Annotated in this window: 9 protein-coding genes; 3 read left to right on the forward strand and 6 right to left on the reverse strand. The window is 71.1% G+C overall.

What is annotated here, in order from left to right; all coding sequences use genetic code 11:
- Positions 1 to 65: 65 nt before the first annotated feature.
- From KAK07_RS16665 to map, 3 genes are all read right to left on the reverse strand, one after another.
- Positions 66 to 863, reverse strand: coding sequence for a DUF2189 domain-containing protein (locus tag KAK07_RS16665; protein WP_210854413.1), 798 nt, complete (start codon positions 861 to 863; stop codon positions 66 to 68).
- Between the two features lie 63 nt (positions 864 to 926).
- The gene (locus KAK07_RS16670) at positions 927 to 3,533 is read right to left on the reverse strand and encodes a [protein-PII] uridylyltransferase (RefSeq protein WP_210854412.1); all 2,607 of its coding nucleotides are present in this window, start codon (positions 3,531 to 3,533) and stop codon (positions 927 to 929) included.
- Positions 3,533 to 4,345, reverse strand: coding sequence for a type I methionyl aminopeptidase (gene map, locus KAK07_RS16675; RefSeq protein WP_210854411.1), 813 nt, complete (start codon positions 4,343 to 4,345; stop codon positions 3,533 to 3,535). Before map ends, KAK07_RS16670 begins: the two co-directional genes overlap by 1 nt.
- Before the next feature lie 117 nt (positions 4,346 to 4,462).
- Here map and purL point away from each other — a divergent pair, with 117 nt between their 5' ends.
- From purL to KAK07_RS16690, 3 genes are all read left to right on the forward strand, one after another.
- The gene (purL, locus tag KAK07_RS16680) at positions 4,463 to 8,470 is read left to right on the forward strand and encodes a phosphoribosylformylglycinamidine synthase (protein WP_210861999.1); all 4,008 of its coding nucleotides are present in this window, start codon (positions 4,463 to 4,465) and stop codon (positions 8,468 to 8,470) included.
- Positions 8,471 to 8,760: 290 nt separating this feature from the next.
- Positions 8,761 to 9,375 (forward strand): DUF938 domain-containing protein, encoded by a 615-nt coding sequence (locus KAK07_RS16685; RefSeq protein WP_210862001.1) that lies wholly within the window; start codon positions 8,761 to 8,763, stop codon positions 9,373 to 9,375.
- A gap of 9 nt (positions 9,376 to 9,384) precedes the next feature.
- Entirely contained in the window at positions 9,385 to 9,750 is a 366-nt protein-coding gene (locus tag KAK07_RS16690; protein ID WP_210862003.1) for a hypothetical protein, read from the forward strand.
- Between the two features lie 15 nt (positions 9,751 to 9,765).
- Here KAK07_RS16690 and KAK07_RS16695 read toward each other — a convergent pair whose 3' ends face one another.
- From KAK07_RS16695 to KAK07_RS16705, 3 genes are all read right to left on the reverse strand, one after another.
- Positions 9,766 to 10,914, reverse strand: coding sequence for an aminotransferase class V-fold PLP-dependent enzyme (locus KAK07_RS16695; protein ID WP_210854407.1), 1,149 nt, complete (start codon positions 10,912 to 10,914; stop codon positions 9,766 to 9,768).
- A gap of 79 nt (positions 10,915 to 10,993) precedes the next feature.
- Positions 10,994 to 13,006, reverse strand: coding sequence for a serine hydrolase (locus KAK07_RS16700; RefSeq protein WP_210862005.1), 2,013 nt, complete (start codon positions 13,004 to 13,006; stop codon positions 10,994 to 10,996).
- Between the two features lie 161 nt (positions 13,007 to 13,167).
- Positions 13,168 to 16,023 (reverse strand): serine/threonine-protein kinase, encoded by a 2,856-nt coding sequence (locus tag KAK07_RS16705; RefSeq protein ID WP_210862008.1) that lies wholly within the window; start codon positions 16,021 to 16,023, stop codon positions 13,168 to 13,170.
- Between the last annotated feature and the right edge of the window lie 8 nt (positions 16,024 to 16,031).

The following is a 16,031-nucleotide window of genomic DNA, read 5'->3' on the forward strand; positions in this document are numbered from 1 at the left end:
CCGGCCGTTCCGAAGGGACTGAGCGCCCCCTTGGGGGGAACGAACGAAGTGAGAGTGGGGGCATGTCAGGACCGCTCCGCCATCCCGGAGGTGTCCACCAGGTCGCGGTAGGCATGCCAGCTGGCGTGCGCCAGCCAGGGCACCACGAACACCAGGCCCACCATCACGCTCAGCATGCCCAGGCCGCTCAGGGCCAGCAGCAGGAAGGCCCACAGGGCCATCGGTGCGGGGTGGGTCAGGACGGTCTTCCAGCTCACGAAGACGGCGGTGAGCACGCTGATCTGCCGGTCCAGCAGCAGCGGCAGGGTCACCACGCTGGAGGCGTAGACCGGCGCCGCCAGCACCGCGCCCAGCGCCATCCAGGTTTCGAACAGCGCACCACCTGGCGCCAGCACCACCAGGCGCAGGAAGTCCATCGGCGTGCGCACGCTGGCACCGGTCTGGGTCCAGATCAGCGCTGCCGAGGTCAGCACCCAGCCGGTGCCGGCCAGCGCCAGCAGCAGGCCGAACACCACCAGCCGCAGGTCGTTGGGCTTCCAGGCCCGCAACGCGGTGCCCAGGTCGGGTTGCTCGCCACGTTCAAGCGCTCGGCTGATCGCATACAGGCCGGTGGCCACCACCGGCGCCACCAGCAGGAAGCCGGTGAAGGCGCCAATCAGCAGCCAGAAGCGATCGGCCGCCAGCACCACGACCAGGGTTCCCCACAGCGCGGCGGCCACACCATGCAGCAAGCCGGGCACCGGGCAGTTCATCAGGTCGCCCCAGCCGCGCGCCAGCCAGCCCAGGGGCCGCAGCATCGGAATGCGGCGGACCTTGTAGCTGCGTGACTCGATCACGGCCTTTTCGGTCAACTTGTTGGGCATCAGAGGGCTCCCATGGTGTCAGAGCGGTCGCGGTGGGACTTGAGCTGCAGCAAGCTTCGGCGTTCAGCGCACGTCGGCCAGCACGTCGAGCAGCTCGCTCTCGACCTGCAACTGCAGCCGCGGCTGCTGCAGCTCGGCGCCGCTGACCAGGAAGGTGTCCTCGACGCGCTCGCCCAGCGTGCTGACCTTGGCCAGCTGCAGGTTGATGTGGTGCGCGGCCAGCACCCGGGCGATCGCGTACAGCAGGCCCGAGCGGTCGCTGGCACTGACGCTGAGCAGCCAGCGCTGCGCCTTCTCGTCGGGTCGCAGCGCCACCCGCGGCTTGACCGGGAAGGAACGCACCCGGCGCGACACCCGCCCGCGCGAGGGCGGCGGCAGCGGTCCGTCGCTGGCCAGCGCGGCGCTGGCCTGGGTCTCGACCAGCTTGATCATGTCGCGGTAGGCGGCCGGGCTCTGGTCCTCGGCGTTGGGGTTGACCACCTGGAAGGTGTCGAGCGCGTAGCCGCTGCGCGTGGTGTGGACCTTGGCGTCCTGGATCGAGAAGCCGGCCCCGTCGAAGTAGCCGCAGATGCGCGCGAACAGGTCGGCGCGGTCGGGCGAGAAGACCAGCACCTGCAGGCCTTCGCCAATGGGCGAGGGGCGCGCACTGACCAGCGGCACCTGGGTCTCCAGGTGGCGCCACAGCGCGCGGGCGTGCCAGGCGATCTCGGCGGCATCGTGGCGCGCGAAGTAGCTGACGTCCAGCGTCTTCCACAGCGGCTGCTCGGTGCCCGGCAGCGCGGCGTGCAGCGCGAGGATCTGCATCGCCTCCTGCTTGCGGGCCTCGATCTCGGCATCGGCGCTGTGCGGGGCGCCGCCCAGCGCACGCAGCGTGTAGCGGAACAGGTCTTCCAGCAGCTTGCCCTTCCAGGCGTTCCAGACCTTGGGGCTGGTGCCGCGGATGTCGGCCACGGTCAGCAGGTACAGGCCGGTCAGGTGGCGGGCGTCGCCCATGCGGCGGGCGAAGCGCTGGATGACCTCGGGGTCGTGCAGGTCCTCTTTCTGCGCCACGGTGCTCATCGTCAGGTGGTGGCGCACCAGGAACTCGACCAGCTCGGTCTCGTCGGGCTCCAGGCCGTGGTCGCGGCAGAAGCGGCGCACTTCGGTGGCGCCCAGCTCGGAGTGGTCACCACCGCGGCCCTTGGCCACGTCATGGAAGAGGGCGGCGATGTAGAGCAGCCAGGGCTTGTCCCACTGGCTGGCCAGCTGGGTGCAGAACGGGTACTCGTGGGCGTGCTCGGGGATGAAGAAGCGCCGCACATTGCGCAGCACCATCAGGATGTGCTGGTCCACGGTGTAGACGTGGAACAGGTCGTGCTGCATGCGCCCGACGATGCGCCGGAACACCCACAGGTAGCGCCCCAGCACCGAGGTCTGGTTCATCAGCCTGAAGGCGTGCGTCTGCCCTTCGGGCTGGCGCAGGATGTCCATGAACAGCTCGCGGTTCAGCGGATCTCGCCGGAACCGGCTGTCCATCACGCCCCGGGCGTTGTAGAGCGCGCGCAGCGTGCGCGCCGACAGGCCCTTGACGCCGGTGGTCTGCTGGTAGACCAGGAAGGTCTCGAGGATGGCGTGCGGGTTGTCCGAGTACAGGTCGTCGCGCGCCACCTCGAGCATGCCGCCGCGGTCCAGGAAGCGGGCGTTGATCGGCCGCATCGGCACCTGCTCGCTGGCACTGACGCGCTCGTCGATGCCCAGCATCAGGATCTGGTTGAGCTGGGTCACCGCCTTGGCCGCCCAGTAGTAGCGGTGCATCAGCTGTTCGCTGGCGCGCGCGCCCTTGGTGGACTGGTAGCCGAAGCTCTCGGCCACCGAGGTCTGCAGATCGAAGACCAGGCGGTCCTCGCGCCGGCCGGCGATCACATGCAGGCGGCAGCGGATCAGGCGCAGCGTGCCCTCATGGCGCTGCAGCTGCTTGACCTCGAAGGGCGTCAGCAGGCCCTTGGCGGCCAGCTCGCTCCAGGTGCGGCCCAGGCCCGCGGCGCGGGCCACCCAGATCACCACCTGCAGGTCGCGCAGGCCGCCGGGGCTTTCCTTGCAGTTGGGCTCCAGCGAGTACGGCGTGTCCTCGTACTTGACGTGGCGCTGGCGCATCTCCAGCGTCTTGGCACGCAGGAAGGCGGCCGGATCCAGCGCCTCGGCGGTGGCCTTGGCAAAGGCCTGGTACAGCCGGCGCGGACCGGTCAGCAGCCGGCTTTCCAGCAGCGAGGTCTGCACGGTGACGTCGGCCTGGGCCTCGCGCACGCAGTCCTCGACGGTGCGCACCGAAGAGCCGATCTCCAGGCCGATGTCCCAGCAGGCGGTGATGAACGCACTGACGGCCTCGCGCACCGCATCGGTCTCGGGCTCGGGTAGCAGCACCAGCACGTCGACGTCGGAGTAGGGGTAGAGCTCACCGCGGCCGTAGCCGCCCACCGCCACCAGGGCCGCCCCGGCGGGCAGGCCGCTGGCCTGCCACAGCTGCACCAGCGTGGCGTCCACATGCCGCGCCAGGCCGTGCAGCAGCAGGCGCGCACTGGTGGCGCTGGGGCGCGCCTCCTTGAAGTGGGTGAGCAGCGCCTCCTTGCCCTGGCGGAAGCGCGTGCGCAGCTCCGCCACCGACAGCGCGGCGCTGGGCGCGGTCGCCGACATCAGGCGCCGGGCGCGGTGATGAAGGACGGCGGCGGCGGCGTGCGGTCGGAGACCGTCAGCACCTCGTAGCCGGTCTCGGTGACCACCACCGTGTGCTCCCACTGGGCCGACAGCGAGCGGTCCTTGGTGACGATGGTCCAGCCGTCGCCCATTTCCTTGATCTCGCGCCGGCCGGCGTTGATCATCGGCTCGATCGTGAAGACCATGCCGGGCACCAGTTCCTCCAGCGTGCCCGGGCGGCCGTAATGCAGCACCTGGGGCTCCTCGTGGAACTTGCGGCCGATGCCGTGGCCGCAGAACTCGCGCACCACCGAGTAGCCCTGCGATTCGGCAAAGGTCTGGATCGCATGGCCGATGTCGCCCAGCCGGGCGCCGGGGCGCACCTTGGCAATGCCCTTCCACATGGCGTCGAAGGTGATCTGGCACAGCCGCTTGGCGGCGATGCTGCCTTCGCCCACCACGTACATGCGGCTGGAGTCGCCGTGCCAGCCGTCCTTGATCACGGTGACGTCCAGGTTGACGATGTCGCCGTTCTTCAGCGGCCGGTCGTTCGGGATGCCGTGGCAGACCTGGTGGTTGATCGAGGCGCAGATCGACTTCGGGTAGGGCTTGTAGCCGCTGGGCGCGTAGTTCAGCGGCGCAGGGATCGCCTTCTGCTCGTGCACGATCATGTCGTGCGCCAGCTTGTCGAGCTGCTCGGTGGTCACGCCGGGCTTGACGTGCTCGGCCAGCATGTCCAGCACTTCGGCGGTGAGGCGGCCGGCGACGCGCATCATCTCGATGTCGGCCGGGGTCTTGAAGGTGATTGCCATAAGGGGTGATTATTTCACCTCGCCGTAGAATCCCGGGTTTTCACCGACGGTCGCCCCCGCCTCAGGGCGGGTCATCGTGCGCCACCGTCCCCGACGCCCCCCGGAAGCGCCCCGTCCATGGCCCACACCCATCACCTGATGCACTTCGAGGGCGGCAATGCCCTGTCCGCGTTCCGCGCCGCCGCGCTGCTGCCGCGCCTGCAGGCCGCCTGCCCGCGCATCACCGGCGTCAGCGCCCGCCATGTGCACTGGGTGCTGAGCGACCAGGCGCTGGCCGCCGACGACACCGACAAGCTGGCCCGCCTGCTCGACTACGGCGATCCCTGCACCGCCGGTGACGAAGGCACGCTGGTGCTGGTGATGCCGCGCCTGGGCACCGTCTCGCCCTGGGCCTCCAAGGCCACCGACATCGCCCACAACTGCGGCCTGGGTATCCACCGCGTCGAGCGGGTCACCGAGTTCCGCCTGCACCTGAAGGACGGCCTGATCGCCGGCCTGACGGGGGCCAGCAAGGCGCTCAGCGCCGATGAACTGCAGGCCTGCGCCGCGCTGCTGCACGACCGCATGACCGAGAGCGTGGCCTTCGAGCGCGATGCGGCCCGCCACCTGTTCGACGAGCAGCCGGCCGAGCCGATGGCCCATGTTGACGTGCTGGGCCAGGGCCGTGCCGCGCTGGAAGCGGCCAACACCGAATTCGGTCTGGCGCTGTCGGCTGACGAGATCGACTACCTGGTGGCCGCCTTCCAGGGCCTGGGGCGCAACCCCAGCGATGTCGAGCTGATGATGTTCGCGCAGGCCAACTCCGAGCACTGCCGCCACAAGATCTTCAACGCCGACTTCATCATCGACGGCCAGCCGCAGCCGCTGTCGATGTTCGGCATGATCCGCAACACCGAGAAGCTCAACCCGCAGCGCACCGTCATCGCCTACAACGACAATGCGGCGGTGATGGAAGGCGGCCCGGTCACCCGCTGGCTGCCTCAGGGCTACACCGACGCGCCGGTCTATGGCCCGCGTGACGAAGTGGCCCATGTGCTGATGAAGGTGGAGACCCATAACCACCCGACGGCGATCTCGCCGTTCCCGGGTGCGGCCACCGGCGCCGGCGGCGAGATCCGCGACGAGGGCGCCACCGGCCGCGGCGCCAAGCCCAAGGCGGGCCTGACCGGCTTCAGCGTCTCGAACCTGTATCTGCCGGACACCGACGAGCCCTGGGAGGCCCAGCCCTACGGCAAGCCCGAGCACATCGCCAGCGCGCTGCAGATCATGATCGAGGGCCCGATCGGCGGTGCGGCCTTCAACAACGAGTTCGGCCGACCCAACCTGGGCGGCTACTTCCGCGTCTTCGAGCAGACCGTGGGCGAGGGCGCCCAGGCGCTGCGCCGCGGCTACCACAAGCCCATCATGATCGCCGGCGGCATCGGCACGATCAGCGACGGCCAGACGAAGAAACTGCCCTTCGGCGCCGGCACGCTGCTGGTGCAGCTGGGCGGCCCGGGCATGCGCATCGGCATGGGCGGCGGCGCGGCCAGCTCGATGGCGGCGGGCACCAATGCCGCGTCGCTGGACTTCGACAGCGTGCAGCGCGGCAACCCCGAGATCCAGCGCCGCGCCCAGGAGGTCATCAACCACTGCTGGACGCTGGGTGTCGACAACCCGATCGTCGCGATCCACGACGTCGGCGCCGGGGGCATCTCCAATGCCTTCCCCGAACTGGTGGACGGCGCCGGCAAGGGCGCGCGCTTCGACATCCGCAAGGTGCCGCTGGAGGAAACCGGCCTGGCGCCCAAGGAGATCTGGTGCAACGAGAGCCAGGAGCGCTACGTGCTGGCGCTGGACCCGGCCAAGCTGGATGCGTTCGACGCGATGGCCCGCCGCGAGCGCTGTCCCTACGCCGTGGTCGGCGTGGCCACCGACGAGACCGAGCTGATCCTGGAGGACGGCCCCGGCGGCGAGCGCGTGATCGACATGCCGATGGAGGTGCTGCTGGGCAAGCCGCCCAAGATGCAGCGCGACGTGCAGCGTCTGCCCCGGCCGGTGGCACCGCTGAACCTGACCGGCGTGGCGCTGGAGCAGGCCGCGCTCGATGTGCTGCGCCACCCCACCGTGGCCAGCAAGCGCTTCCTGGTCAGCATTGGTGACCGCACCGTGGGCGGCCTGAACCACCGCGACCAGATGGTCGGCCCCTGGCAGGTGCCGGTGGCCGATTGCGCGGTCACGCTGGCCGACTTCAGCGGCCTGCGCGGCGAGGCGATGAGCATGGGCGAGCGCACGCCGCTGGCCAGCATCGATGCGCCGGCCTCGGGCCGGATGGCGGTGGCCGAGGCCATCACCAACCTGCTGGCGGCGCCGATCGACCTGTCCCGCGTCAAGCTCAGCGCCAACTGGATGGCGGCCTGCGGCGAACCGGGCGAGGACGCCGCGCTGTACGACACCGTCAAGGCGGTGGGCATGGAACTCTGCCCGGCGCTGGGGGTGGGCATCCCGGTGGGCAAGGACAGTCTGTCGATGCGCACCCGCTGGAGCGACGCGGGGCAGACCCGGCAGGTGGTGGCGCCGGTGTCGCTGATCGTCTCGGCCTTCGTCACGCTGGACGACATCCGCGGCACGCTGACGCCGCAGCTGCAGGAGGGTGACACCACGCTGGTGCTGGTCGATCTGGGCAACGGCCGTGCGCGCATGGCCGGCTCGATCCTGGCGCAGACGCTGCAGCAGTTCGGTGACCAGGTGCCTGACCTGGACGATCCGGCCCAGCTCAAGGCCCTTGTGGCCGCCGTCAACCAGCTGCGCGCCGAGGGCCGGCTGCTGGCCTACCACGACCGCTCCGATGGCGGCCTGTGGGCGGCGGCCTGCGAGATGGCCTTTGCCGGCCAGCGCGGCGTCAGCCTGAACGTGGACCTGCTGGTCACCGAAGGCGACGGCATCCACGACAGCCGCGCCGACACCGGCGACGCCAAGAACTGGGCGGCCCAGACCAGCGGCCGCCGCGAGGAACTCACCCTCAAGGCCTTGTTCAACGAGGAACTGGGCGTGCTGCTGCAGGTGCGCAGCGCCGACCGCGATGCGGTGCTGGCCACGCTGCGCGCCCACGGCCTGAGCCGCCAGAGCCACGTGGTGGGCAAGACCAACGACAAGCGGGTGGTCGAGGTCTGGCGCGACGCCAAGCCGCAGTTCAGCGCCCCGCTGCGCACGCTGCAGCAGGCCTGGGACGAGGTCAGCTGGCGCATCGCCCGGCTGCGCGACAACCCCGCCTGCGCCGACCAGGAGCACGCGCTGGCCGGCGGCGATGACGCCGGCCTGCACTGGGCGCCGTCCTTCGATCCCTCCGACGACGTGGCCGCCCCGTTCCTGAACCTGGGCGCGCGCCCCAAGGTGGCCATCCTGCGCGAGCAGGGCGTCAACAGCCACGTCGAGACCAGCCACGCCTTCGCACTGGCCGGCTTCGATACGCACGACGTGCACATGAGCGACCTGCAGTCGGGCGGCGCGCAGCTGGCGCAGTTCAAGGGCTTCGTGGCCTGCGGCGGCTTCAGCTACGGCGACACGCTGGGGGCCGGCGAGGGCTGGGCCCGCTCGGTGATGTTCAATCCGCGGCTGGCCGAGCAGTTCACCGCCTTCTTCGGTCGCAGCGACACCTTCGCGCTGGGCATCTGCAACGGCTGCCAGATGATGGCGGCGCTCAGCCCCATCATCCCAGGTGCCCAGCACTGGCCCAAGTTCACCCGCAACCGCAGCGAGCAGTTCGAAGCCCGCCTGGCCATGGTCGAGGTGCTGGACAGCCCCAGCATCTTCTTCCAGGGCATGGCCGGCAGCCGCCTGCCGATCGCCGTGGCGCATGGCGAGGGCTTTGCCGACTTCAGCCAGCGTGGCGACGCCACCCAGGTGGCGCGTGCGATGCGCTTTGTCGACGGCAGCGGCCAGCCCACCGAGACCTATCCGCTCAACCCCAACGGCAGCCCCGGCGGCCTGACCAGCGTGACCACGCCCGATGGCCGTTTCACCGTGCTGATGCCGCACCCCGAGCGCGTGTTCCGCAATGCGCTGTTCAGCTGGCAAGGCGGCGACCTCACCGCGCTGAGCCCCTGGATGCGCATGTTCCGCAACGCCCGCCGCTGGGTGGGCTGACGTCTTGCTGCCCACAGCGGCCGTAGGCCGCTGTGGGCCAAGGCCCCGAACGTTGGGCTCCCCCCAGCCCCCCTCCGAGAGGGTGGCTCCAGTCAGAACCACAAAAGGTGGTGCGCCAAGCGTGCCAGCGCCACGCCGGCCGGCAGGCCGGCCCGAAGCTCATGCTGGAGCCCCCTTCTTGGAGGGGGGCTGGGGGGAGCTCAACGGAATAGGGCTCTGCCCACAGCGGCCGTAGGCCGCTGTGGGCAGCTTGCCGACATTCTGCTTCCGGCCATGGCATGCTGTTGCCGATGAACGCCTCGCCGCCTGCCAAGCCCTTTGCCCCGTCCGCCGAGCGAAACCGGGAGCCGATCCTGGCCGCGTTGCGCCCCCGACTGGCAGGTGTTCGGCGCCTGCTTGAGATCGGCAGCGGCACCGGCCAGCATGCGGTGCACTGCGCACCCGCACTGCCGCATCTGGTGTGGCAGACCAGTGAGCGGCCGGCACAACTCGCTGGTCTGCGGTGCTGGCTGGACGAGGCCGCGCTGCCCAACACGCCGCCGCCGCTGGCCCTGGACATGGACCATCCAGACTGGCCCGAGCAGGCCGGCGGGGCGGTGCACGACGTCGTGTTCAGTGCCAACACGCTGCACATCATGCCCTGGACCACCGTGGGTGCCTGGTTCGCGGCCCTGCCGCGCGTGCTGGCGCCCGCGGGCCGCCTGCTGGTCTACGGGCCCTTCATCGAGGCGGATCGCCCGACGGCGCCGAGCAACCTGCGTTTTGACGCGCAGTTGCGTGCCCAGGCCCCTCACCAGGGGGTGCGCCGGCTGGACGCGCTGGATGCGCTGGCGGCGCAGGTGGGCCTGCAGCGACGGGAGCGGGTGGAGATGCCCGCCAACAACCTGTTGGTGGTGTGGGGCTAGACTCGCCCCATGCCTCTTGACCTGTACGCCCTGCTGGAACGGGACGCCTTCACCCTGGTGCCCGACCGTGCGCCGTTCGACACCGAGGCGATCGCCGACTTCGTGCTGTCAACGCTGACCGGCGCCTGGCGCGACCCGGACCGCCCCCAGGCGCTGCTGGTCTTCGGTGACGACGACGACCTGACCGAATTCCTGGCCACGCGCACGCCGTCCATGCAGGAGCGCTTCAGCTACCCGGTCGTGATGGTGGTGGACCTGCAGCCCCAGCGCGTCAGGATCGACATCTTTGCCGGCGAGGAATTCCACGACCCGGCCGCAGAGCTGACGCGCTGGATCGAGGCGCACTGGCCCTGCCACGTCGCCAACGAGGACTGAGCGCCCGGCAGCCGCTCAGCGCAGGGCCGGCGCGTCCAGCAGGCGCTGGATGTCCTGCTCGGTGGTGTAGGCCTGGGCCGAGACGCGCACAAACACCTGGCCGGCGTGCGTGGTGACCGGCACCTCGATCCGGCTCTCGTCAAACAGGCGCTGGCGCAAGGCCTCGGGGTCCTGCGCCGGCACCGGAATGGCGGCCATCTGCGCCCAGTCGCGCTCATCGGCAATGGGCTCCCCACCATGGCGCCGGCACAGCGCGTCCATCGCCTGGGCCACCAGGGCATGGCTGCGCTGGCGCACCGCCGGCCAGTCGTGTGCGTCCTGGAAACGCAGCGCGTCGGGCACGGTCAGCCAGGGCGTGATGTCGCGCGTGCCCTGCCACTGCATGCGCCGCTCCAGCGGCGTGCGGCCCAGCCAGGTGTCCAGACCGGCGTGGCTGAGGGTGTCCTCGGCATAGCCCCAACTGGTCACCGGCGCGTCCAGCATGGCCTGCCAGGCCGGCTGCGCGTGCAGGAAGGCCGAGCCCTTGGGGGCGCACTGCCACTTGTGGCAGTTGCCCACGTAGAAGTCGGCGCCGATGGCCGCCAGGTCCAGCGGGATCTGCCCCGGCGCATGGGCGCCATCCACCAGCACCGGCAGGCCGCGCTGCCGGGCGGCTGCGCAGACCTCGGCCACCGGCAGGGTCAGGGCGGTGGTCGAGGTGATGTGGCTCAGGTAGATCAGCCGGGTGCGCGGGCCGACGGCAGCCAGCAGCCGCTCGACCACCTGCGCGGGCCGGTAGGGCAGCGGGATCTCGACCCGCCGGTAGTGCGCGCCCCGCTGCGCACACACCCGTTGCCAGGTGGCGTCGCAGGCGCCGTATTCCAGGTCGGTGGCCAGCACCTCGTCACCCGGCTGCAGCGCAAAGGAGCGGGCCACGACATTGACCCCGGTGGTGGAGTTGGGCATGAAGACCAGGTCCTCGCCGCGTGCGCCGATCGCCTGGCCCAGGGCCTCGCGCGCGGCAGCCAGCAGGCCCCCTGAGCGTCGGCCCAGAAACTCGACCGGGTTGCGTTCCTGCTCGTGCTGCCATCGGGACAGGGCGGCCAGCACCTCGCGCGGGCAGGCGCCGAAGGAGCCGTGGTTCAGGAAGACGATGTCGGGGTCCAGCAGGAACAGGTCGCGCATGCGCGCAGTCTACGGTGGCAGGCCACAGGGGCCGGGAGATGCCTCTCCCGGCCCCTGTTTCACAGCCGCTGGCCGCGGATCACCAGGTCTGCAGCGCCGAGCGGATCTCGTCGCGGAACAGCTCGGCCGAGGCGTTGCCGTGGGCGTTGGTGTAGTCCACATCGGCCTGGCAGTTGGTGCCCGGGGTGTCGTAGTCCTCGAAGCAGGGCACCGGCGTGTCCGAGATCAGGTGACCGTAGCTGTAGGTGCGGTAGTCCAGCTGACCGCCCACCTTGATCGGCAGGCGCATCAGGCCCGCGCCCGAGCGGATGATGACCCGCTGACCGCAGTTGCCGTTGCCATCCGGCAGGCAGGTGCCGTAGCTGCCGCCCTTGCTCCAGGTGCGCACCACACCGCCGAACGACGCGGCCACCGCCGACTTGCCCAGGGCCGCGGCCTCCTGGTCGATGATCGCCTGGATCCGCGCGCTGGCGCCCATGCCCGGGTTGGCCGACTCCAGGAACTCGTCGCGTGCGCTGTTGGTGTTGGTGAGCAGGGTGCTGCTCCACACCCCCTCGTAGATGCGGGCCAGGTCGGCCGCGGTGGTGTCGTTGCGCAGGCTGGTCGAGTACTTGCCGGTGGCCGGGTTGGCGTAGGCGCAGCCGATGTTGTGGCGCAGCGTGGTGCCCGACAGACCCGCATTGCCGGCCACGGTGTTGAAGGCCGAGAAGCCGCCGTAGCGCAGCACCGTGCCGCGGGTCGTGCGGTTGTCGGAGATGCGCATCATCTCGTCCAGACCGGTCTCGAAGTTGTAGTTGGTGCGCAGGTTGGCCGGGATCTCCTTGGCCGGGTCCGGGCAGGCGTCCTTGCCCTTGGACACGTCGTACTCGTAGTAGTTGAAGGCCGAGGCCAGGGTGTCGGTGCCGGCCTGCACACGCTGCATGCTGGTCAGCAGGTGCAACGCCTTCAGCGAGCTGGCGGTCTCGGCGCGGCGGGCGCTGTTGAGGTCCACCTTGACGGCGCCGCCCACCAGCTTCAGGTAGCCCTCGAAGATGCCGCGGGTGGGGTTGCCATTGGCGTCCAGGAAGTTCGCGCCGAACACGCTGCGCATGCGGCGGGTGCTGTTGTTGGCGTTGTCGATGAAGGCGGCGTCATAGCGACGAACGCCGTTGCCGTCGACATAGGTGCGCAGGTCCACCGGCCGCGAAGCCACCTGCAGCGCGTAGTTGTTCAGGTCGGTCAGGCTGGTGAAGCCGTACTGGTACCACCAGGCGCTGTTGTTCGAGCCGGTGTTCTTCACCTGGATGAAGTTGTAGGTGCCGTCGCTGTTGCGGTCGAGCTTGACGATGCGGCCGCTGAAGGACGCCACCTTGGCGGCCACGTTGGCCGGGCTCTGGTTGAGCCACCACTGCCAGGACCGGGCGTCGGTGCCGGTGTTGGCCACCAGCACCGCGCTGTACTTCTTGACGCCGCCTTCCACATAGGTGTCGAGGTCGATCAGGCGATGCCCGCTGTTGGTCAGGTGGGTGCTGATCTGTGCCGAGCTGACGCCGACCAGGTAGCTCCAGGCGCGCGCCGCGGTGGAGGTGTTGGACACCATGATCGCGGCATAGCGGATCACGCCGCCGCCCGCGTCGTAGGGCTTGAGCTCGATCAGCCGGGCGTTGTTGGCGCTGAGCTGGGTGGCAATGTCGGCCGCGGTCAGGCCGTAGTACCACCACCAGCCCGGGACCGCATAGGCGCCGCTGTTGCGCACCATGCGCACCGTGAAGCGCGGCGCGCCGCTGACGATGCCGTAGATGTCCAGGCCCACCAGCCGGGCGCCCTTGGACGACAGCAGGCTGCTGACCTGGGCGGCGGTTTGGTTGGTGTAGGTCCACCAGCTGGTGGGGGTGTTCACCGAGTGGTCGTCGGTGCTGGCGGTCGGGTCGAGCGCCTCGATGCCGACGTCGCCCAGGGCGTCGACATCGCCCTCGGTCTCGATCTCGCCCTGCAGCGCCGGCTGCAGCGAAGGACGCTTGGCCTGGGCGGCACCTGCCAGGGCGGCCAGCACGGCACACAGGATCAGTGAGGCGCCGGGGCGGCGGGCCAGGGGAGCGAGCGAACGGTTCATGGGATGCAACTCCGAAGAAGGGGTGGGTGTCGTTGACCGGTGCGCTGACGACCGGCCTACCCTTCAATTCGTGAGCGGCCGCCGACACCGGACAGCGACCAGCCCCCCAGGCGTAGGGGGGCAGCGGCGTGCGGCCCTGCCGTGGGGGGCCCCGGCGCGGCTCAGAACACCACCAGCAGCCGGTCGGGCATCGGTGCGCCGCTGGCGGCCAGGTAGTCGGCCTGGCTGCGACTCAGCGCCGCGGCGGCCGCGCGGGCATGTCCCTGTGCACGCAGCCAGTGCGCGCGCACCGCGCCGGCCAGCGCGCGGTCCGGGTGCCCGGCGGGCCATTCGGCGGCCAGGGCGGCCTCGGCGGCCGACAGCAGCGCGGTGGTCGCTGCGCGGTCGGCGGCCAGCGGCGAGGGCAGCAGGCACAGCACCTCGGTCAGCCGGGCCTTGGCCAGTGCGATGCGGGCGGCGGGCGAGGCGGGCTGGTCGGCCTGGATGGTGGCGGCGGCCCGGGCGGTGTCGGCGGCCTCGCGGTGGCGGCCCAGCTGCGCCAGCGCGCCGGCCCGCCAGAGCAGGGTGCTGGCGTGCCGCACGTCCTTGAGCTGCTGGGCCTGGCGCTCCTCGGCGGCCACGGCGTCCAGCACGGCCAGGGCCTCTGCCGCCTGGCCGCGCTGCACCAGCACCTGCCCCAGGCGCCGGCGCAGGCCACGCAGCTCCGACGCCGACAGGCCCGGGTGGGCCTGGGCGATGCGCACCGAGTCGCGTGCGGCCGCCTCGGCGTCGTCCAGGCGCATCAGGCGCAGACGGGTCAGCACCGTGAAGCTGAGGTTCAGCGCCAGTTCGGCGTCGTCCGCGCCATGCATCGCGCGGGAGCGCGCCAGATTGGCCTCCAGCACCTCACTGGCGCGGGCGTAGCGGCCGGCGTCCAGATGGACCATGCCCAGGGTGCGGCCAGCGTCCACCGCCGGGCTGTTGACCGGGCCCAGCAGCCGGTCCATCTCGGTGATCGCGCCCTGCAGCGCGACGGCGGCTGGCTCGAAGGCCCGCTGGCGCCACAGCACATAGCCCAGGTTGGCCTGCATCGCCGCCAGCCCGAAGCCCTGCTCGGGCCAGCCGCGTGCCAGCACGGGCTCCAGGGCGGCGACGATGCGCAGTGCTTCATCGCGCTGGCCGTCGGCCGCCAGGGCGGTGGCCAGCATCGAGCGGGCCTGCACCTCTTCCCAGTGGGTCTGCGGCCAGCGCGCCTGCAGGCGAGGAATCAGGCTGCGCAGCAGGGCGATCGCCTCGCCATGGCGCAGCAGCGAATTCAAGGCCCCGGCGACGCGGTTGTCCAGGCTGAGCAGGGCGTCGTCGCGCTGGCCCGGGTGGGCCTGGAAGATCTGCCGCGCGCGCGCCAGCGTCACCAGCGCGGGCTCGAAGCGGCCATGCAGCACCTGGGCGCGCCCCAGCACCAGCAGCGCATCGCCGTGGGGCAAGCTGCCGTCGCCGTCCTGCGCCAGCGCCAGCGCCAGGCGTTTCTCGGCCATCGGCAGGCTGCGCTTGCCGTCACCCATTTCCAGGCGGATCTCGAGCAGCGCGTCGCTGATGGCGCCACGCAGGCCAGGCTCGGTGCCGAGGTCGCCATCCAGGCGCTGCTCGCCGCGATCCAGCAGGTCGCCCACCGTCAGCGGCCGACCCTGGGCGCGGCCCGGGCCGACCTCGCGCACCAGGCCGATCAGGAAGTTCTGCACCGCCAGGGTCCGGCGCGCCTCGCGCTCGGCACGGCGCGCCTGGTCCAGGGCCATCAGCAGACCCGCCACCAGCCCCAGCGAGGCCAGGGTGGCGGCCCCGAGCGGCAGCGCGTGGCGGCGGCCGAACTTGCGCAGCCGGTAGTGCCAGCTGTCGGGGTGGGCGCGCACCGGCTGGTGGGCCAGCCAGCGGCGCAGGTCGTCCTCCATCGCCTGGGCGGTGGCATAGCGCTGTTCAGGTGCCTGCCGCAGGGCCTGCAGCAGGATGGTGTCCAGGTCACCGCGCAACTGGCGGCGCAGTTGGGCCGGCTGGGTGGCGCGCCGCTGCGCCGCTTGTGCATCGGGCGAGGTGCGGCTCGGCCGCGTCAGGTCGGCGTCCAGGATGGCCTGTTCCAGCGCGCCGCGGGTGTCGCGGGAGAGGCGGTAGGGCCGGCAGCCGGTGAGCAGTTCGTAGAGCACCACGCCCAGCGAGTAGATGTCCGAGGCGATGCCCACCGGCCGCCCGGCGACCTGCTCGGGCGAGGCGTACATCGGTGTCATCGGCGCCGCGGCCATCTCGGTCACCGGATGGCCGCCAGCCGGACCCTCCAGCAGCTTGGCGACGCCGAAGTCGAGCAGCCGGACCTGACCGTCGGCGGTGACCAGAATGTTGCCGGGCTTGAGGTCGCGGTGCACCACCAGGCGCCCATGGGCGAACTGCACGGCCTGCAGCACCTGCAGGAACAGCAGCACCCGGCTGCGCAGGTCCATGCGCGCGGCGTCGCAGTAGCTGCCCAGCGGCTGACCGTCCACCGGCTCCATCGCCAGCCAGGGTTGCTCACCGCCGTCGGGGAGGGCGGCCGTGCCGGCCTCGTAGAGCCGGGCGATCAGCGGGTGTTCCAGCTGCGCCAGGATGTCGCGCTCGCGTTCGAAGCGCCAGGCGAAAGCGCCCGGCGCGCCAGCCAGGCGCGGCAGCTTCAGCGCCACCTCGCGGCGCGGCTCGCCCTCCACCCGCCGGGCCAGCCAGACACTGCCCATGCCCCCTTCACCCAGGCAGCGCAGCAGCTCATAGGGACCGATGCGCTGGCCGCTGGCCGTGGCCTGCGCCTCACCGATCGATCGGACCAGTTCAGGCAATGCATCGAGCCCCTCGGTGGTGCCGTCGTCGGCCTGGGCCAGCAGCGCCGCCAGCCGGTCGCGCAGCGCGGGATCGCTGGCGCCGATCGCCTGGAGCCGGGCCTGGCGCGCATCGCCCGCCGGCAGCTCCAGCAGTTCGTCCAGCCAGCCCGACAGGCGCTGCAGGTCATCGGCGCTCAGGGCCATGGGCCGCC

The organism is Ideonella alba (assembly GCF_018069875.1).
Classification (GTDB): domain Bacteria; phylum Pseudomonadota; class Gammaproteobacteria; order Burkholderiales; family Burkholderiaceae_C; genus Ideonella; species Ideonella alba.